Here is an 18,831-nt window from a genome sequence, read left to right on the forward strand (position 1 = left end):
ATCACGGACTCCAATCCTCATCCATAGCATTAGCCCAAGCCTGCAACTCGCTATCAAGAGCAAGTGCAGCATACATAAGTGGATTATCAATTGCAAGGTTATCAATAAGCCTTTGTGAGTTAGGTGTAGTATGGAGATTCTTTTCAGCTTCAGCACAGGATAAGAATAGAAGTGTATTATCAGCAAAAGCAATGTCAATTCCGTTCTTGTATTGGTTATAGTAAGCAAAATGTATTTTCATAGTAGTAGTCCTTTCTTTGTTAAAGTAATGAGTAGTTCTGGGAATGTGTGGGCAGTTAACCGCATACAACACATATGCAACACTGTCATACACAAAGCCCCTATTTCTGGGCTTTTTTTGTTATCAAAACGTTAACTAAGAGATAATCGACTGCTCAGACTATATCAAAATGGTTCTAAAACCCCGGAAAATCAAGGTTTTCCGGGGTTTTCTTATACCTAAACGGGCTGATATAGTTTGACATCATTTGACCAAACGAGAGCCTTTTTCACCCAATTTTTAGTGGTTAAATATAGGACAATGCTTGCTTTTATCCGTGATAACAATACCGCCAAGTCAGTTACAGAAATATTTGACTGGTTGTATGGTTAGGAATAAAATCCATTCCCGCTAACGAGATTAACCTTACACCTCTATTACTGAAAAAATAAGAAACGTAGTGCCATTCGGAAGAAATACTGAACCGAATGAGGGGTGGAATTTAATCTTGCGAAAAAAGAAATAAAATTCGACCTCCGCTTAACGTGACTCTTTTTTCCAGAGGATTAAGATCTCAAAAAAAGAATATCAGCATATGAAGCATAAAACAACTTGTTTCTAATAGTAAATTCCAGTTTTGAAGAACTTTGCAAAACTAACTTCCATAAAAATCATGATATTTTGATTTGCCAGAATTTACTTATGCAAGCGATTAGCTAAATCAGAACTTAAACTTGCAAACTGGAAGCTCGGATTCCAATTCAGCATAGTATGATAACTATTTTGCGAAAAATGGCTGAGAAAGAATTTATTTATAAATTTCGCAGAAAAAATGCAAAAACAATCCGTAAATATTGACCAAGGCATTTTTAACTGTTATAATAGTGACTGAAAATACGAATACTGAGAATGGAGGTATTCAATTATGCTGATTCAGTTTACAGTGGAAAATCACAGGTCAATAAAAAACAGTACCGTGATCAGTTTTGCGGCCTCTAAGGATAAGTCATTTGATGAGTATCTGCTTCGTCCAGATGAAAAGAAGGCATTGCTGCCCGTACTTGCAATTTACGGTGCAAATGCAGCCGGAAAAAGTAACGTATTACATGCAATGATGACGATGAAAGAAATGGTTGTGGGAAATGCTGCAAAAGTTTCTAAGGGACAAAAGTTGCCGTGGGAGCCGTTTGGAGGAACAAAGGTTCCGACTTCTTTTGAAATGGTATTTATTTTTCAGGGAGTTCGTTACACGTACGGTTTTTCTTTTGATGCAAAGAAGATTTACAAAGAGTATCTTTACCATTGGCCGAATGGCCGTGAAGCCTTAATTTTTTCAAGAGAAAATGGAGTGTATGAGTTCCGGGAAAATGTAAATGAGCAGGTTACTCTGAGTAACCGAACACCGGACAATAAGCTCTATCTGGTGTCCTCTAATGACTGGAATCTGCCTCAGACGGAAAATGCTTATCAGTGGTTCTTGGAAAAATTGACATTCCTGATGGATGAAGAGCCAGCTACCTCAGAAACTGTTGCCCAGATTGTCAGCGGTGATGATAAGAAAGCTCGAATCTTAAAAGAATTGATGCTTGCCGATCTTGGAATCACCGATGTTACAATCAAGAATACCTCTGGTAAAATACCGGTTATTACGACAACACATCGAATTATTAACGAGGACGGTACAACAGAATACTTTCAGCTTTTAATGGAGCAGGAATCTGTCGGTACACAACACTTTTTTGCCCGCATCGGAGGATGGTTGCAGGCACTTGAAAACGGCGCACTTTTAGTTGTTGATGAAATTGAAGATAGTCTGCATCCTCTTTTAACCAGAAGGCTGATTGAAATGATGCAGGATAAGGCTGTCAATACAAAGGGAGCGCAGCTGATTTTTACAACACACGATGCAATGCTGCTTGACTTGAATTTCTTCCGTAGAGATCAGATTTGGTTTGCTGAAAAAAACGATGAGACTTGTGCAACAGAGCTTTACTCGTTGGCATCTTTCTCTCCAAGAAAAGGAGAAAATGTGCGTAAGGGTTATCTTCAGGGACGATTTGGTGCAATCCCTTTTATCGGAGGTGACGCCTGATGAGCAAAATGCGAAAAGAGTATGATCCGAACAAAGTTAAGCGGCGGAACATTTGGTGAAACACGCAAAATCTCTGATCTCTCAAGCAGATTATTATCCGAAAGACGGAGATTAGCTTTGGTGTGTATTTGACTGTGATGATAATAAAGACTCTGAGCTTCAAGCTGCAATTTTCTATTCGGAGAAGCATGGGTACAAAATCGCATATTCCAATCCGGCATTTGAATATTGGTATCTGCTCCATTTTGAAAAACGGAATGGATATTTGAAAGATTCCGCTACGATAATTGACATCTTGAAAAACAAAGGATATTTGGAAAATTACGGAAAAAGTGTGGATGTTTTTGAAGAATTGCAGGAACACCAGCCAGAAGCTATTCAGTACGCAAAAGAACGAGTGGAGAGATTAACCAGAGATCAGGTTGCTGTGATCTGCCGAGACAGTAATCCGGTAACGACAGTCTATGAGCTGGTTGAATTTTTGAATAGTAAAAGAACATAAAAGCACCATTACAAAGGTGTGTATAATGACAGAAAGCTGTCACTTCGACGATAAAGATTCGTTGGGTGGCAGCTTTTGTGTTTGGAGAGGAGGAAGCATTATGGCAACTACAAGAATCATGCCGCTTCATGTCGGCAAAGGCCGCACAGAGAGTCGGGCGATCAGTGACATCATCGACTATGTAGCAAATCCACAGAAAACAGATGACGGCAAGCTCATTACCAGCTATGCGTGTGACAGCCGGACTGCGGATGCAGAGTTTCTTCTGGCAAAGCGGCAGTACATTGCTGCTACCGGACGAGTGCGTGGCGCGGATGATGTGATTGCCTATCATGTGCGCCAGTCCTTCCGCCCCGGTGAGATTACCCAAGAAGAAGCAAACCGGCTGGGCGTAGAATTTGCAAGGCGTTTTACCAAAGGCAATCATGCTTTTGTGGTATGCACGCACATAGACAAGTCGCACATTCATAATCACATTATCTGGTCATCGGTCCGCTTAGAATATGACTGGAAGTTCCGAAACTTTTGGGGCAGCACCAAGGCGGTTCGTCGGCTAAGTGACACCATCTGTATTGAGAATGGACTGTCCATTGTAGAGAATCCGAAACTTCACGGAAAGAGCTATAACAAATGGCTGGGCGATCAGGCAAAGCCATCTCACCGAGAGCTGCTTCGTGTGGCGATTGACAACGCATTATCACAAAGTCCTGCTGACTTTGAAGAACTGCTAAAGCTGTTGCGAGAATATGGTTGTGAAGTCTCAAAGCGCGGAAAATCGTATCGACTGAAACTCTCTGGTTGGGAGAAAGCCGCCCGCATGGACAGTCTGGGCGAAGGATATGGATTGGAAGATTTGCGAGCAGTTCTCTTAGGGAAGAAAGCACATACCCCGCGAAAGAAAACAGTCACACAGGCAGAGCCGCCGAAGATCAATCTGCTGGTGGACATTCAGGCAAAATTGCAGGCTGGAAAAGGTGCTGGCTATGCTCGATGGGCTAAAGTTTTTAATCTGAAACAAATGGCGCAGACCATGAATTACCTGTCAGAGAACAATCTGCTGGAGTATGCGGTTTTGGAAAAAAAGGCTGCGGCTGCCACGGCACATCACAATGAACTTTCGGCGCAGATCAAAGCGGCTGAAAAGCGCATGGCAGAGATTGCTGTTCTGCGTACTCACATCGTAAATTATGCCAAGACCCGTGAGGTCTATGTGGCATACCGCAAGGCGGGTTACTCTAAGAAATTCCGGGAGGAACATGAGGAAGAAATTCTGCTCCACCAGGCTGCTAAGAATGGCTTTGATGAGATGGGCGTCAAGAAGCTGCCAAAGGTCAAAGAGTTACAGACAGAGTACGCAAAATTGCTGGAAGAAAAGAAAAAGACTTATTCCGAGTATCGGCGCTCCCGTGAGGAAATGCGGGAGCTTTTAACGGCAAAGGCAAATGTAGATCGAGTGCTGAAAATGGAGGTAGAACAGGATGTTGAAAAAGAAAAAGACCACGGCCAGCGGTAAGCTGGTCCTGGTCAAAAGCGTTCGCAGAACGCGCAGCCACAGAATGAAATTCTGTGTTCAAAGGGGCTTGGGGGCGCTGCCCTCAACAAGCAAGCGGAGAGGAAAATCACGGATGGATTTTCTTCTCTGCGGGCCTGTGTGTATTAACCACAGGCATTGCTTGCCTCTTTTCTCAGAAATTGAAAAGAACCAGTGAGAGAATCGTTAAATTTCACTCACTGGCTCAATTCATTTCAAATTTTTCGGACAACTCTGTCAGTTCTTTCACCGTTTCCTGGGTGTGATGTAACAGGGTGCCACGCATTTCTGGCGGACAGCTGGAATAAAGCATTTTCATCTGATTGACACCTTCATCTTCCAGAGAAATATCTGGATTTATAAGCGTATCTAAAGAGATGTGCAGGACCTTTGCCAATGCTCTTAAAATCAAATAAGAAGGATTCATTTTCCCCTTTTCGATATTGGCAATTTGCTTTACAGAAACATGGCTTAGATCGGAAAGTTCCTGTTGTGTCAGTTCTTTATTCTTTCTGGCCCCTCTCATTTTCTGCCCTAAAGCAGTTAAATCATCAATCGGCATAATCATCCACCTCAAGTATATTCTATCGTGCCGATTTGCACAAAGGAATAACCTTATTATACCGGTTGATAGGTTTGATTATGCCGGTTTTTAATAAAGACCTGAATACCATCCTTGTATCACTAACTGGATCAACTTATAATATAGATGGAAATTTTTTTGAAAAAATCCGTCCGCTGTAACATTTCGCGGACATTTGCCTGTTATACTATCTGCAAAAAGCAAAGGAAGTGAGGATATGAAGCAGATTTTAATTGTCGAGGACGACAGTTTTTTGAATAAGATGTTGACTTATAACCTGACCGCAGATGGCTATGGCGTGACTTCTGCCCTAAACGCCAGAACCGCAGCCGATGCCATCCGCCAACGGGAGTTTGATTTAGTTCTGCTGGACGTCAACCTGCCGGACGGCAACGGTTTTGAACTGTGCAGGCTAATAAAGCCCCAGCACCCGGACACCATCATAATTTTCCTGACCGCCAACGATCAGGAGAGCGACCAGATACGGGGTTATGAGGTGGGCGCGGTGGACTACATCACAAAGCCCTTTGTGCTCAGAGCCTTGCAGCGAAAAATCAAAGCCATGTTCGCCATGCTGGAACACCACAAACCAGCTAAAGACATTTACGACGATGGACGGCTGTTTCTGGACTTTTCAGAGCAGACGGCTTCCTTAAATGGAAAGCCTCTGACTCTATCCCCGATGGAGTACAAAATGCTGAACCTGTTTCGCAAAAATCCCCGGCAAGTGCTGACTCGTGGACAGCTTTTGGAAAAGCTGTGGGATATAGACGAGAAGTATGTGGACGAACACACCCTGACAACCTCCATCAGTCGGATTCGCAGCAAGATTGAATCCGACGGAGGTGCCCCCTACATCAAGACCGTTTACGGCATGGGCTATCAATGGACGGGAGGCGAGGCAAAATGAAGTTTCAAAACCTCTCGGTAAAGCGGCTGTTTGGCCGGGTGGCAATGGGGCTTGTCCTCTCCATGTCCGGGATCACCATAGCCCTGTTTCTTGTGACAAAACAGATTGCGGTGCTGCTGACGGGCGGGGCGCTGCTGTTGTGCGCCCTTGTGGGGATTTTCGTATTAACGCAGACCTTTGGAAAGCGGCTATCGCAGTTTACCGCTGACCTGTGCCAGACTTTAGACCACATGATCGCTGGAAATGAAGCGCCCCAGCGCCCGGAGGACAGCGAAACCCAGCTTGCCAGAATCGGGCACCGGCTGGCAAGGCTTTACCAGATCATGCAGGAGAACCGCCGCCGGGTGGACGAGGAACGGCAGGAGTTACAGACCCTTGTATCGGATATTTCCCATCAAGTGAAAACGCCGGTAAGCAATCTGAAAATGGCGACGGACACCCTGCTGGAAAAGCCCATGACCGAGGCGGAGCGCACCGACTTTATCCGGGGAATCCGCAGCCAGACGGATAAGCTGGACTTTCTCTTTCAGGCCCTTGTGAAAACCTCCCGGCTGGAAACGGGCGTGATCCAGTTGAACAAGAAACCGGGCCGCCTCTTTGATACTGTGGCGCAGGCCATGAGTGGGATCGTGTATGCAGCGGAGAAAAAGGAAATTGCCGTGTCCGTGGACTGCCCGGAGGATTTGACCGTTTCCCATGACAGCAAGTGGACATCCGAAGCCCTCTTTAACCTGCTGGACAATGCGGTGAAGTACACCCCGGCAGGCGGGAAAATCGCTGTGTTGGTGGTGCTGTGGGAAATGTATGTGGAGACCAAAGTGACCGACACCGGCAAGGGCATTTCTGAAAGCAATCAGGCCGCCATCTTCCGGCGCTTCTATCGTGAGGAAGAAGTACACGAACAGCAGGGCGTGGGCATTGGCCTATATCTGGCTCGCGAGATCGTAACGCGACAGGGCGGTTATATCAAAGTGGTTTCGGAGCCGGGCAAGGGTTCGGAATTTTCCATTATGCTGCCTACAAAATAGAACGCGGCGGACGGCCATTTCCGGCTGCCGCCGTAAATTTTTTTGAAATGTCCGAGCGTTGTAACATTTCACCCTGATTTTCAATGAAATTTTTTGGCCGCTGTAACATTTCGCGGACATTTGGGTTTTACAATACCCTTATCAACAGGCAGAAAGCCTTGAAAGGAGTTTTGAGTATGAGCGTTTTACAGACGATTGATCTGAAAAAGTATTACGGCACAGAGCCGAACATCACCCGCGCCCTTGACGGCGTGAACTTCTCCGTGGAGGACGGCGAGTTTGTGGCTGTTGTGGGAACCTCCGGCAGCGGCAAGTCTACCCTGCTTCACATGATGGGCGGGCTGGACACCCCTACTTCCGGCAATGTCATTGTCCGGGACAAAGAGCTGCCAAAAATGAACGACGAGCAGCTTACCATCTTCCGCCGCCGCAACATCGGCTTTATCTTCCAGAACTATAACCTTGTTCCCATCCTGAATGTGTATGAGAACATCGTCCTGCCGGTGGAGTTAGACGGGGACACGGTGGATCAGAAGTTTTTGGACGAGATCGTTCACCTGCTGGGGCTGGAAGATAAACTGAAAAATATGCCTAACAATCTTTCCGGCGGCCAGCAGCAGCGTGTGGCGATTGCCCGCGCCCTGATTACCAAACCGGCTATCGTGCTGGCCGACGAGCCGACCGGCAACCTTGACAGCAAGACCAGCGCCGAGGTGCTGGGGCTTATCAAGCGCACAAGTGCGGAGTTCCGGCAGACTGTTGTGATGATTACCCACAATAACGACATAGCCCGCCTTGCAGATCGGATTGTCCGCATTGAGGATGGCAAGATTGTGGAGTAAGGAGGTGGCAGACTATGACATGGCCTTTTGAAAATGATACAAGTGCCATTGTAAAAAAATTGGCAGGTAGGAGTATGCAAGCGGATAAGAGAAACAAGGCATTTCTGCTTTTGACAATCGCCATCTCTGTCTGTATGGTTTTTTCGATTCTCCTAATATCAACAGGTACACAAGAGAAATTCAAGAACACACAGAGGAATAAAGCGCAGATTGGCATTTTGGGAGTTACAGACGAACAAACGGCTCAGCTGCATCAAAACGAAAATATTACATGGGTTGGCGAATATTCCGCTATAGGTGTGTTTTATGTTGAAAATAAAACAATCACTGTTGCTTATGGAAATGAAGATTATTTTTTACATCAGGAAGAAAAAACTTTTCAGGGAAGTGTGCCGCAGAAAGCGGATGAGATTATGCTCCCCCAGAACTACCTTGATTTTTTAGGAAAATCCTATCAGACTGGCGATACAATTTCTATTGACCTGACTGGAACAGGACAGAAAGCAGAATATACACTTTCAGGTGTTTTGAATAATACGAAAGAAAGCAACGGATATTTTATTTATGTTAGTAAAGAGCTTGCCCAAGATTTGGCAAAAGATTCTTTTCAGGTTACAGCATATACGCGGTTGAATACAGACGCCATAAGTTCCACGGCTATTCTTAATTTTGCCGGCAAAGCAATACAAAATACAGGCATTGTCGAGGAACAGGTAATGCTTACAGAGTATTCTGCTGTTATGTCGGGTGTGATAACATCGGGTATTCCGATTCCAGTACCACTACTGGCGGCGTTGACGGCTATTTTGGCGGCAACGATTGTCTATGGTGTTTTTTACACAAAGATTGTAAAAAATGTTCAGATGTTTGGGCAACTGCGGACAGTTGGCATGACAAAAAGACAGATTAAACGGATGGCAAGTAAAGAGGGACGTTTATATGCCTTAGCTGGTATTCCTTTGGGGCTTGTCATTGGTGTACTGATTGGATTTATTGGCTGTCCTGATGGATTCCGGCTAAAAACAACAGTTATTTATGCTGTACTGATTGCCGCAGTAGCCTTTGTAACAGTGAATATTGCCATTTTTAAGCCTGTCCGAGTAGCAATGAATACTTCCCCGGTAGAGGGTGCTAAATACCTTGCGTATGCTGGAAAGGCAAAAAGCAGCTCAAAACTGCATCGGAAACTTACGCCGTTTAATCTGGCGAAAATAAATATACAAAGAAACAAACAAAAAGCAGTTCTGACGCTTTTAATGCTTGGAGTAAGCGGAGCTCTTTTACTGGTTACTTCTACGGTTGCTGGTTCTATTGATCCGGCAAAACAGGCAAGTTTCAAATATTATCCTGCCGGTAACATTCTTATACAAATAAGAAATACAGTTGGCAGCTCTTTCGATAACGAAGCGGAGCCATACGGAAGTGCAAAATTGCAACTGGAAGAAAATCCACTTGAAGATCAGGCATTGATGCAGGAATTAGAAAAGGTAGATGGGATAGAAAAGATTACCGCATTTGACAGCGTTTATATGACAGCTACTTTTTCGGGCGAAAGTGGTTCTATCACGAGCATTTCAGACTTCTTTCCAACCTTAAATCGGGAACAGACAGAAGAAAAGCAGGCGGCGTTATCCTCTGGAACAGCAGATTACGATGATATGGTTGAGAAAAATGGAATATTGGTTGCAGAAGATATAGCACAAGTTGGCGATACTTTGAAGATTGAGGGCAGAGCTTTTGATGGTAGAACCTTTGATGTGGAAGCCGTTGTTGTAGGCACATACAATAGATCTGATTTAATGGAGGATAGCCCGGTTGTTCCTGGAAGCCCCTACTTCATTATGACTTATGACACAGCAAAGAAACTGACAGGGATAACGGAACAGACGGGGATTCTGGCGATTAAAAATTCAGAGGGATGTTTTGATGAAGTTTTGACCGCAGTTCAGAAGATTGCGGATAAAAATGAAAAAATAGAAGTAAATACGATTGAACAAACGATTAAAAATATTCAGCATCGATACAGTGCATCTATAAATGCTCTATATATGACTTCTGCTATTCTGTTCGTCTTTGGAAGTATCAGTCTTATGAATATGCTTATGGTTGATTTTCAGAATAGAAAGCGTGAATTCGGTCTGTTGGAAGCTGTTGGGGTAACGCGAAAACAGTTGAAAGCAATGCTGAATAGGGAGATTGGAATTTACCTCGGAGGTTCATTGGCAATATCTCTTATATGCGGAAGTATTTTTAGTGTAATTGTATGCAGACGATTAGATGCCATCAATCATTGTATTACGTTGAAATTACCGTGGTTTTTCCTGTTGGCACTGATTTGTGTATTATTGGTGATATACCTTGTTTTTTCGATGTATTCCAAAATGGAATTGAAAAAAGCGAGTATTTTATCAGCAATAAAAAGTGAGTAGACTTATTGGATCTTGCTGTATCATAGAACTTCATAAATATTTCCTTAAAAGAGAAAATCTGCCGGACGACGGCAAAAGAAAAAAGCCGTCGTACAGCAGACCTATTAACACGCCTATACTATCTTTTGGCGGCTTTGAGAAATTCAGAGCCGCCGTTTCTTTTTGCCTAAAATAGAAACCAGACGACCCTTATGCAATCAGCTGGGGCGGCATATAAGGAGGATGCCGTCATGTCTGCGTTAGTGGTCCACAATACCCATGAGTTACATCAGTTAAAAAAAGCCTTGCCCCTCCTCTAGGTTATCAGGCTCATTCATCGGTATTATCATGGCAGGTAAAACGGAATAATTATGGCTTATTTTTGCGCGCCAGTATCCCTTTGCGGGGAGCTGGCGTTTTTGCTTGCTGTTTTTTAGATAGACGAGCGGTTTGTTACCGCTGTCGGTCTCCACCTCCATTCGATTCACCCGTTAACCACCCGTGAATCGAAATGGAGGTACATAATGAAGAAAGTCAATCTCCGGGATCTGTATCCCGATGTTTATAAAACCGATCACTTTGTAGAAGTAACAGAAGATGTGCTGGAGACGATCAGAGACTCTGAGCGTGCAGAAGCTGCCTATGACCGGAGGATGTATCGTTATAAGGCGCATTACTCTCTGGACTGTGACAATGGCATTGAAAATGCGATCCTACTGAAGCCCCAGACGCCGGAAATGTTTCTGGAGGAAAAGCAGCTGCGGGAGCAGATCTATGCCGCAGTAATGGCTTTGCCGGAGAAACAAGCCAAGCGGATCTATGCCAGGTATTATCTGGGCATGAGAGTAGGAGAGATAGCCGCAGCAGAGGGGGTAGATCCAAGCCGTGTCCGTGACAGCATTCGGCGTGGTCTGAAGCAGCTGGCAAAATATTTTTGATAAATTTTCGTTTGAAGCGCCTGTTTTTTGTTCTTTTTGTCAGTGCTTATAAGAAGGACAAGTTTTCCCCTTCATCAGCACTTTGACAATTTCATAGACAGCATAACAGGTACATAACCCGTGTACGAGCGAGTGTGGAACGCCGCGAAGATGGAGCAGTCAGGGAGGTGATGAAAGAACTGCTTCGGAGCGATCTACGATTTCATAAAACGGATGGTGGCAAATCCGGCGCGAGGACTGCACGGGGGCTTAAAGATACTTCCTCACGGCCTCCTAAAGACTTGGGGGGAACCCTGCGGCACACGATACGAACGGTGCTGCGGAGTTATGACAGCCGCGCCAGCGGAGACCTGTTGTGTTCCCATCGTCAGGGGGCGTGGCAAATGTGATGAAAGCTGAGTTATATAAATAGGAAGCGTTTGCAGCTTCCTGTTCAAAATCAGATACCATGTGCTGGCAGTTTCGGCTGCCAGCGTATTCATGTGGCTTTGAACAAACACGATGACAAACTTGACAGATTGGAGGAAATATGCTTTATGGAAAAACTTATTACACGAAAAGAAGCAGCAGAAATTTTAGGTATCAGCATTGCAACCCTGGACGCGGCCCGTAACAACGGTCTTATTTCTTATGTGCAATATGTGCAGAATGGCTGTGTGTATTTTACTTCAGCGGGCCTTCAGGAGTATATCGCAAAATGCACCCACAGAGCAAAGCCAGCAGAAAAAAACGCAACTTATCGTAGACCTCGCAGAGCTGGAGTGTGAGTCGATCCGTATCCTTGCTGGAAACGTAATGGTCTGATAAAACATAGATACAGCGCTGGAGTATATTCTTAGGAGGTGGCGGAATTGGCAAAAAGAAAAAGAGCAATTCCACAATACGGTACAGTTACGCTTAACGGCATAGATTATTATAGAACGCGGGTTCAGAACGCAGATGGAAAACTGGTGACCCTTTATGCGAGAACACCGGAAGAATTATATGATAAAGAGTTGGGAGCATTAGAGCAGATCGACAACGATACATTCTGTCGGAAATCCCCGACGGTTGCAGACTACTGTGAAAAATGGCTTTTGATGCAGTCGGTTCATGTGAGGGCAACCACGCTGATAGATTATACCTCAAAGGTCAGACGGCACATTATAAAAGAACTGGGGCAGATGCGGATGGCAGATGTGACACTGGATGACATTCAGCTTGCACTTGTTCCTGTTTCCGAGAAGTCCGCTTCGGTATATAAGTCAGTGGTTATCCTGTATAAATCCATTTTCCGTGCAGCAAAGGAAAGTAAGATTATTGATAACAACCCAACGACTTACCTTACAGCCAAAGGTGGAGGCGTTCCGCAGAAGGACAAAGCGGCATATTCTATCGTGCCGATTTGCACAAAGGAATAACCTTATTATGCTGGTCGATAGGCTTGATTATGCCGATTTTTGAGGGCGATATTTCTACATGCTTGTATTGTTCGAATTAAAGAACTATAATGTGTTTTGTGGAGGTGCGAAATGGACTATATGACATTGAAAGAGGCCGCCGAAAAATGGGGCGTGACACCTCGTAGAGTAAATTACTATTGCGCTGCTGGGCGTATCCCCGGCGCTGTGAAAATGGCCGGTGTTTGGCTGCTCCCTAAAATTGCGGAGAAGCCGTTGGATATGAGAACAACGCAAGGGAGGCAACAAAATGAAAATTTTTATCATAGAAGATGAACCAGCAATCCGTGAGGAACTTACCCAACTTTTTGAAAAATACGGATACCAATGTGCCAGTAGTAGCGATTTTCAGCATATCGCAGAAACCGCCCTTTCGTCTGGGGCTGACTTGATTCTTTTGGACATCAATTTGCCGTATCAGGACGGTTTTCAGGTGTGCAGAGAAATCCGGCAGAAATCCAATCTTCCAATCATTGTGCTTACCAGCAGAAACAGCGATTTTGACGAACTAATGAGTTTGAACATCGGTGCCGATGATTATATTTCAAAGCCTTACAACGCACAGGTTCTTTTGGCGCGCATACAAAAACTTCTGGCACGAACTTATGAAGTGCAGGACAATGTGGTTTTGACACACAAGGGCCTAACCCTAAATCTGCTCAAGGCAGAAATTAGTTATCAAGGTCAAAAGAAATCCCTTACCAAAAATGAAATGGGGATTTTGCGTCTGCTCATGGTAAACAAGGAAAATATCATTCCGCGTGATGCCATTATTGATGAACTCTGGCAGAGTGAGCAATTCATAGACGAAAATACTTTGAATGTGAATATCGTTCGTCTGCGGAAAACATTAGCTGAGATCGGTTTACCTGACTATTTGGAAACGAAGCGTGGCTTGGGGTATCGCGTATGAGATTATCAGAGTATCTTCTAGATCGAATTTTTTCATTGATATGTATGCTGGTGTCGGCGCTCTTACTGTTTGGCCTGCTTTGGCTAATTGAAACCCCTGCTACTTTTATTCTGTTTGCCGAAACGATCCTTATGGCGGCGTATATTTCCGCATTGGTATATGATTTTTTCCGCAAACGAAGTTATTATAGCCTACTCCTGAAAATGACGGAACAGATGGAAGAAAAATCGCTTTTGGGCGAACTTTTGCCACAGCCTCATTTTTTGGAAGGTCAGATTTTAGTGGATATTTTGCGGCGCTGCAATAAATACCAGAACGATCAGATTTCCAATGCAAAACAAGCAAGTCGGGAATACCGGGAGTACATTGATTCATGGATACACGAGATCAAGACCCCTATTACCTCTGCACGCCTGATGATAGAAAACGAAAAAAATCCCACTACGCTACGCATCGACGATGAACTCCGCAAAATTGATACCTATGTGGAACAGGTGCTATACTATGCCCGCAGTACGGATGTGGAAAAGGATTTCAAGGTGGAAAAAACCACACTGCAATCTTTAGTTCATGCTGCGTTAAAGACATATTCCAAACCTCTGATCCAAGCAGGCGGAAAACCAGTGCTGAATGATCTGGACATTCCTATTGTTGCCGATAGCAAGAGTTGCACATTTGTAATCGGACAAATCATATCCAACGCGATCAAATATCGTAAAGACAATTTGCAAATTGAGTTTTCTACCAAAACAGATAAAAATAATATATCCCTTTTTATTTCAGATAATGGAATTGGAATTTCTGCTGCGGATTTACCACGCGTGTTTGACAAAGGCTTCACTGGAGAAAACGGACGCCGCTATTCCAAGTCAACTGGGATTGGGCTGTATTTGAGCCAAAAGCTGTGTAAAAAAATGAATATTGTGCTTTCCGTTTCCAGTGATCCCGGACAAGGGACTACCGTAACTATGGTATTTCCTACGGAGAGCTATTTGAAAGAGGCGGGGCTGTAAAATCTCGCTTTTTTCAACCTTACATTCTGGTAAGGTAAATGTAATCTAACTTAATGGCACAGGAGAAGCCCCTATGGTAGAGTAAAAATACAAAAGCAAAATGCTTTTGAGAAAGGAGTCTCATAATCAATGGACGACACAATTTTACGGGTGGATGACATCCAAAAATTTTACGGTAACAAGGGCAACCTGACAAAAGCCGTCGATCATATTTCTTTCTCTGTGCGTAAAGGTGAGTTTCTCGGTATTATGGGTTCTTCCGGCTCCGGGAAAACCACTTTGCTGAACTGCATTTCTACGATTGATACCGTTACCAGCGGCCATATTTATGTGGAGGGAAAGGACATTACGACGCTTCACGGATCACAGCTTGCAGACTTTCGCGGAAAAAAGCTGGGCTTTATCTTTCAGGACTTCAATCTACTGGATACTCTGACAGCCTACGAAAATATCTCTCTGGCCTTATCTATCGCAGGAACCAAACCCAGCGAGATTCAAAAATGTGTCCCGCAGATTGCAAAGGCGCTGAACATTCAGGAAGTATTGAACAAATATCCCTATCAGATGTCCGGCGGCCAACAGCAGCGGGTAGCCGCTGCAAGAGCAATGGTAACAAATCCAGCAATCGTACTGGCTGATGAACCTACCGGCGCTCTTGATTCCAATTCCTCGCGGATGCTGTTGACGATGCTGACGGAATTGAACGAACAGCTTGCGGCAACAATCCTAATGGTAACGCATGATGCTTTTTCCGCCAGCTATTGCCATCGCATTTTGTTTATCAAAGACGGGCAGGTGTTCAATGAGCTGCACCGAGGGACGGACACACGCAAAGACTTTTTTGCAAAGATTCTGGAAGTGGTTTCCGTCTTGGGAGGTGAGCAAAATGACCTCATTTAAGCTGATCTTCCGAAATGTTCATAAAAACATCCGGGACTATCTGATTTATTTCCTTACACTGACGCTTTCGGTCAGTCTGTTTTATGCCTTCAACTCAATTTCCGATCAGCCAGCTTTTTCCGATATGGGAATAACCGGTTCGCTTTTATACGACCAACTCGGCATACTGTTGTCGGCGCTTTCTGTTGTCATTGCGGTAGTATTGGCTTTTCTGATTATCTATGCCAACCAGTTTCTTTTGAAACGCCGCAAAAAAGAATTGGGCGTATATATGGTGCTCGGCATGAAAAAAAGACGCATTTCCCGGCTGTTTGCCGGTGAAACGCTTTGTGTTGGTGTCATTGCTTTGGTTTCAGGTTTGGTTCTTGGGTTGCTCTTTTCGCAAGGACTTTCTTTGGTTGCATTAAAACTCTTTGCGATTGAATTGGATAAATTTCAAATCGTATTTTCTGCTGGAGCATTTCGACAGACAGTGCTTTGTTTTGCGATCATCTTCTTTATCGTAATGCTTTTCAATGTGTGGTCTGTAACCAATGTCAAATTGATTGACTTATTGACGGCCAGCAGAAAAAACGAAAGCATAAAAGCAGAAAATCGTGTTTTGCCGCTCTGTCTGTTTGTGCTTTCCCTGATCTGCATAGGGATTTCCGCTGTGCTATTCAACAAAAACGGAATATTGCCATCTCGTGAAAATATGTCTTTTCAAATTGCGGGAGCAGCTTTGGTTGTTGGAACCTTTCTGTTGTTCAACTCATTATCCACTGTTTTCATCCAAGTGGTAAGAGCTGGTAAAGGGTTTTATCTGAAAGGTTTGAACACATTCCTTGTACGCCAAATCGGAAGTAAAATTCGCACGAATTATCTTGTGGTGACGATTGTTTGTGGCCTGCTGACCATTACCATCTGTGCTGTATCTATTGGGGCAAGCACAGCTCTTGCAATGAATGAATTATCAAAAGCTGCAACCCCCTATGATTTGAATGTACTTTCCAATGTTTCCACTGATGGAGACAGCAACATTTCCGAGTATCTTGCCACACATGATGTTGCAATGCGTGATTACGCCGAAAACATGGAGCAAATCAGCATTTATGAGGCCGATATGACCTATTCAGAGCTATTTGAAGGTCAGAATGTCGAGCTGTGGCCTATTGATGAGGAAGTTTCCAATAGCAAAGTTGCCATAATTCCCGTTTCGGACTTCAATCGTGCTTTGACTATGCAGGGCAAAGAGCCAATCACACTGAACGACGACCAATACTTGTTAAACTGCAATTACACTGGGACATATCAATATGTTTCTGCGGCCTTACAAAAACATTCGGAAATTACAATAGGCGGAACAACCTTACTGCGTGCATCCGATGAAGTTTTGCAAGAAACATATTTTATGACTTCTGTTGGAAACAATGATCGCGGAACAATCATTGTCCCAGATCATGTAGTGGCTGGCCTCGAAAAACACATTAATGTGCTTTTGGTACAATATAAGCCGGATGCGGATTCTAATGAAATCCTGCAAAAGATGATCCCTATTGGATTGGACGAAGCGCATGGTTATCGGTACGCAGAAAAGAACATGATGTATGAAATGTTCTACGGACTCAATGCTTTGGTGAGTTTCCTTTGTTGTTATATCGGCTTAATCTTTTTGCTGATCTGTGCTGCTCTTTTGGCACTAAAACAGCTCACAGAAACGACGGACAATATTTACCGATATGGATTGCTGCAAAAGTTGGGAGCCAAGCGCAAGCAAATTAACCGCACACTTTTTACGCAGACGGCTGTGTTTTTTGCAATTCCGTTGACTGTTGCCGGAATATACTCGGCTTTCTTAATCGGCAAAGCAATGACTGTCGTTGAGGAATTTATGAATATCCATATTTCAACAAATATCGGATTGACCATTATTCTTTTCCTCATTGTTTACGGGAGTTATTTCCTTGCAACCTATCTATCTTGTAAACGCATTGTTACAGAGCAAAAGAAATTGGAGGTGTAAATCATGTTACCTGAAAATGTAAAATGGGAGGCTGTGTTTCAAAGTATCGTAGACACATGGCTCCCCCTAATTGGCATGGTTGCCGCAATCGTTGTGATTGCTATAATTGTTCATGTGGTTAGGAAAAAAAGATAATGATTTTGTCAGTGCATATCCATCAGGTTTTTTGAACAAGCCTGGGTTATTTGAACGAAGGCAAAGCGTAATATGGAAATAAGTAAAAAATATTTCTTATTCAGTTGGAAATAATGTTTCGTGAAGAAATTATAAAACAGATAAATTTTCATTTGATGATACATATAGTGTTAGACGAACTAGCTCTCTTAAAATGAAAAGAGCCAGTGAGTGAATTTTAACGATTCTCTCACTGGCTCAATTTGTTTCAAATTTCTCGGACAACTCTGTCAGTTCTTTATTCTTTCGGGCTTCCCGCATTTTTTGCCCCAAAGCAGTTAAATCATCAATCGGCATAATCGTTCACCTCAATAATATTGTATCGTTCCGGTTTATATGATGGAATGACCTTATTATACCTAACAATCAGTATGATTATGCCGATTTTATAGAGCTACAATTGGTGATAAACTTGTATTGTTCGAGACAAAGAACTATAATGTACTCTGTGGAGGTGCAGAATGGATTATATGACACTAAAAGAGGCCGCCGAAAAATGGGGCGTGACACCTCGTAGAGTAAATTACTATTGCGCTGCTGGGCGTATCCCCGGCGCTGTAAAGATGGCTGGTGTTTGGCTGATCCCAAAGAACGCAGAAAAGCCGATTGACGGAAGGACAAAACAAGGGAAGGGGTTGCACCATGAATAAAATCCTGATTATAGATGATGACAGAGAACTGTGCGCTTTGATTAAACGTAGCGTACAAGCAGAAAACATAGAAGCTGATTTTTGTAATACCGGAAAAGAGGGCTTACAAAAATTAAGAGAGCAGGAGTATCAGCTTGTGGTGCTGGATGTGATGATGCCTGGTATGGATGGCTTTGAAACGCTGGAAGAAATCCGCAAAGAGAACAGTCTGCCGATTTTGATGTTCACATCTAAAAATGACAGCATTTCTAAAGTACGGGGCTTACGGGCCGGAGCGGACGATTATCTTACAAAACCGTTTGATATGGATGAACTGATTGCCCGTATTGCATCTCTTATTCGCCGCTACACTCGCTTTAATCAGCAAGCTGGAGCCATACAAAAGCTAAATTTTGACGGATTGCAGATTGACCTTGAAAGTCGTTCTGTTACTACATCAAACGGCACTTTTGAACTGCCCCCAAAGGAATTTGATTTGCTCCTGTACTGTGCAAAACATCAAGGGAAAATTTTGACCAAACAGCAGATTTATGAGGAAGTATGGGGCGAAGAATATTTCTATGATGACAGTAACATTATGGCGATTATCAGCCGACTTCGTAAAAAATTAGAAGTTAATCCTTCAAGCCCAAAGTATATACAAACGGTCAAAGGGATTGGCTACCGGTTTAACAAGGAGGTGTAGT

The 18,831-nt window shown here is 43.7% G+C and carries 19 protein-coding genes and 3 pseudogenes; 18 read left to right on the plus strand and 4 right to left on the minus strand.

Translation table 11 applies throughout. The features are described 5' to 3' along the window. Nucleotide 1 precedes the first annotated feature (1 nt). A complete protein-coding gene (locus tag DXD06_RS04085) occupies nt 2-241 on the minus strand; it encodes a DUF6061 family protein (protein ID WP_117830753.1) in 240 nt (79 codons plus the stop codon). Nucleotides 242-1,145: 904 nt separating this feature from the next. On the opposite strand from DXD06_RS04085, the gene DXD06_RS04090 reads away from it, so the two are divergent. From DXD06_RS04090 to DXD06_RS04100, 3 genes and pseudogenes are all read left to right on the plus strand, one after another. Next, nucleotides 1,146-2,312 (plus strand): AAA family ATPase, encoded by a 1,167-nt coding sequence (locus tag DXD06_RS04090; protein ID WP_117830754.1) that lies wholly within the window; start codon nt 1,146-1,148, stop codon nt 2,310-2,312. 130 nt (nt 2,313-2,442) lie between these two features. Next, nucleotides 2,443-2,814, plus strand: a pseudogene (locus DXD06_RS04095) (RloB family protein); the annotation flags it as partial. 100 nt (nt 2,815-2,914) lie between these two features. After that, nucleotides 2,915-4,327, plus strand: coding sequence for a relaxase/mobilization nuclease domain-containing protein (locus DXD06_RS04100; RefSeq protein WP_117830755.1), 1,413 nt, complete (start codon nt 2,915-2,917; stop codon nt 4,325-4,327). A 223-nt stretch (nt 4,328-4,550) separates the two neighbouring features. Here the strand turns inward: DXD06_RS04100 and DXD06_RS04110 are convergent, their stop codons facing one another. Further along, on the minus strand, nt 4,551-4,907 hold the full coding sequence (locus tag DXD06_RS04110) for a helix-turn-helix domain-containing protein (protein ID WP_117830757.1): 357 nt from the start codon (nt 4,905-4,907) through the stop codon (nt 4,551-4,553). Nucleotides 4,908-5,145: 238 nt separating this feature from the next. Between DXD06_RS04110 and DXD06_RS04115 the strand changes: the two genes are divergently transcribed. The 4 genes from DXD06_RS04115 (at nt 5,146) to DXD06_RS04130 (ending at nt 10,137) form a co-directional block, all read left to right on the plus strand. Then, complete coding sequence (locus DXD06_RS04115; protein WP_002592094.1) at nt 5,146-5,838, plus strand: response regulator transcription factor; 693 nt, start codon at nt 5,146-5,148, stop codon at nt 5,836-5,838. Next, nucleotides 5,835-6,866: a sensor histidine kinase gene (locus DXD06_RS04120; RefSeq protein ID WP_117830758.1), complete on the plus strand. Its 1,032-nt coding sequence runs from the start codon at nt 5,835-5,837 to the stop codon at nt 6,864-6,866. The genes DXD06_RS04115 and DXD06_RS04120 overlap by 4 nt, the downstream gene beginning before the upstream one ends. A gap of 176 nt (nt 6,867-7,042) precedes the next feature. Further along, entirely contained in the window at nt 7,043-7,708 is a 666-nt protein-coding gene (locus tag DXD06_RS04125; protein WP_117830759.1) for an ABC transporter ATP-binding protein, read from the plus strand. Between the two features lie 14 nt (nt 7,709-7,722). Beyond that, entirely contained in the window at nt 7,723-10,137 is a 2,415-nt protein-coding gene (locus DXD06_RS04130) for an ABC transporter permease (protein WP_040917415.1), read from the plus strand. Between the two features lie 272 nt (nt 10,138-10,409). On the opposite strand, the gene DXD06_RS04135 is transcribed toward DXD06_RS04130, so the two are convergent. Further along, nucleotides 10,410-10,604, minus strand: a complete 195-nt coding sequence (locus tag DXD06_RS04135; RefSeq protein WP_147343604.1) for a hypothetical protein — start codon at nt 10,602-10,604, stop codon at nt 10,410-10,412. A gap of 36 nt (nt 10,605-10,640) precedes the next feature. Here DXD06_RS04135 and DXD06_RS04140 point away from each other — a divergent pair, with 36 nt between their 5' ends. The 9 genes and pseudogenes from DXD06_RS04140 to DXD06_RS17690 all read left to right on the plus strand — a co-directional run bounded on the left by DXD06_RS04140 (nt 10,641) and on the right by DXD06_RS17690 (nt 17,456). Beyond that, nucleotides 10,641-11,054, plus strand: a complete 414-nt coding sequence (locus tag DXD06_RS04140; RefSeq protein WP_117830760.1) for a sigma factor-like helix-turn-helix DNA-binding protein — start codon at nt 10,641-10,643, stop codon at nt 11,052-11,054. Nucleotides 11,055-11,590: 536 nt separating this feature from the next. Next, nucleotides 11,591-11,821, plus strand: a complete 231-nt coding sequence (locus DXD06_RS04150; RefSeq protein WP_054330194.1) for a helix-turn-helix domain-containing protein — start codon at nt 11,591-11,593, stop codon at nt 11,819-11,821. 84 nt (nt 11,822-11,905) lie between these two features. Further along, nucleotides 11,906-12,421, plus strand: a pseudogene (locus DXD06_RS04155) (tyrosine-type recombinase/integrase); the annotation flags it as partial. A 144-nt stretch (nt 12,422-12,565) separates the two neighbouring features. Further along, nucleotides 12,566-12,769 (plus strand): helix-turn-helix domain-containing protein, encoded by a 204-nt coding sequence (locus DXD06_RS04160; protein ID WP_109258737.1) that lies wholly within the window; start codon nt 12,566-12,568, stop codon nt 12,767-12,769. Next, nucleotides 12,744-13,406 (plus strand): response regulator transcription factor, encoded by a 663-nt coding sequence (locus tag DXD06_RS04165; RefSeq protein WP_117830762.1) that lies wholly within the window; start codon nt 12,744-12,746, stop codon nt 13,404-13,406. The genes DXD06_RS04160 and DXD06_RS04165 overlap by 26 nt, the downstream gene beginning before the upstream one ends. Continuing rightward, complete coding sequence (locus DXD06_RS04170; protein WP_117830763.1) at nt 13,403-14,419, plus strand: sensor histidine kinase; 1,017 nt, start codon at nt 13,403-13,405, stop codon at nt 14,417-14,419. The genes DXD06_RS04165 and DXD06_RS04170 overlap by 4 nt, the downstream gene beginning before the upstream one ends. Before the next feature lie 129 nt (nt 14,420-14,548). Next, complete coding sequence (locus DXD06_RS04175) at nt 14,549-15,319, plus strand: ABC transporter ATP-binding protein (RefSeq protein WP_016438920.1); 771 nt, start codon at nt 14,549-14,551, stop codon at nt 15,317-15,319. Then, nucleotides 15,306-17,321 carry an FtsX-like permease family protein gene (locus DXD06_RS04180; protein WP_117830764.1) on the plus strand — a complete coding sequence of 672 codons (2,016 nt, stop codon included), beginning with the start codon at nt 15,306-15,308 and terminating at the stop codon, nt 17,319-17,321. The genes DXD06_RS04175 and DXD06_RS04180 overlap by 14 nt, the downstream gene beginning before the upstream one ends. A 3-nt stretch (nt 17,322-17,324) precedes the next feature. Continuing rightward, nucleotides 17,325-17,456 (plus strand): hypothetical protein, encoded by a 132-nt coding sequence (locus DXD06_RS17690; protein WP_261291775.1) that lies wholly within the window; start codon nt 17,325-17,327, stop codon nt 17,454-17,456. Between the two features lie 264 nt (nt 17,457-17,720). Here DXD06_RS17690 and DXD06_RS04185 read toward each other — a convergent pair. Next, nucleotides 17,721-17,792: pseudogene (locus DXD06_RS04185) on the minus strand (XRE family transcriptional regulator); the annotation flags it as partial. A 164-nt stretch (nt 17,793-17,956) separates the two neighbouring features. Between DXD06_RS04185 and DXD06_RS04190 the strand changes: the two are divergent. Further along, complete coding sequence (locus tag DXD06_RS04190) at nt 17,957-18,145, plus strand: helix-turn-helix domain-containing protein (RefSeq protein WP_002596317.1); 189 nt, start codon at nt 17,957-17,959, stop codon at nt 18,143-18,145. Next, nucleotides 18,138-18,830: a response regulator transcription factor gene (locus DXD06_RS04195; RefSeq protein WP_117830765.1), complete on the plus strand. Its 693-nt coding sequence runs from the start codon at nt 18,138-18,140 to the stop codon at nt 18,828-18,830. The genes DXD06_RS04190 and DXD06_RS04195 overlap by 8 nt, the downstream gene beginning before the upstream one ends. Nucleotide 18,831: the final 1 nt, after the last annotated feature.

The organism is Roseburia sp. TF10-5, from assembly GCF_003462365.1.
Lineage (GTDB): Bacteria > Bacillota > Clostridia > Lachnospirales > Lachnospiraceae > Roseburia > Roseburia faecis.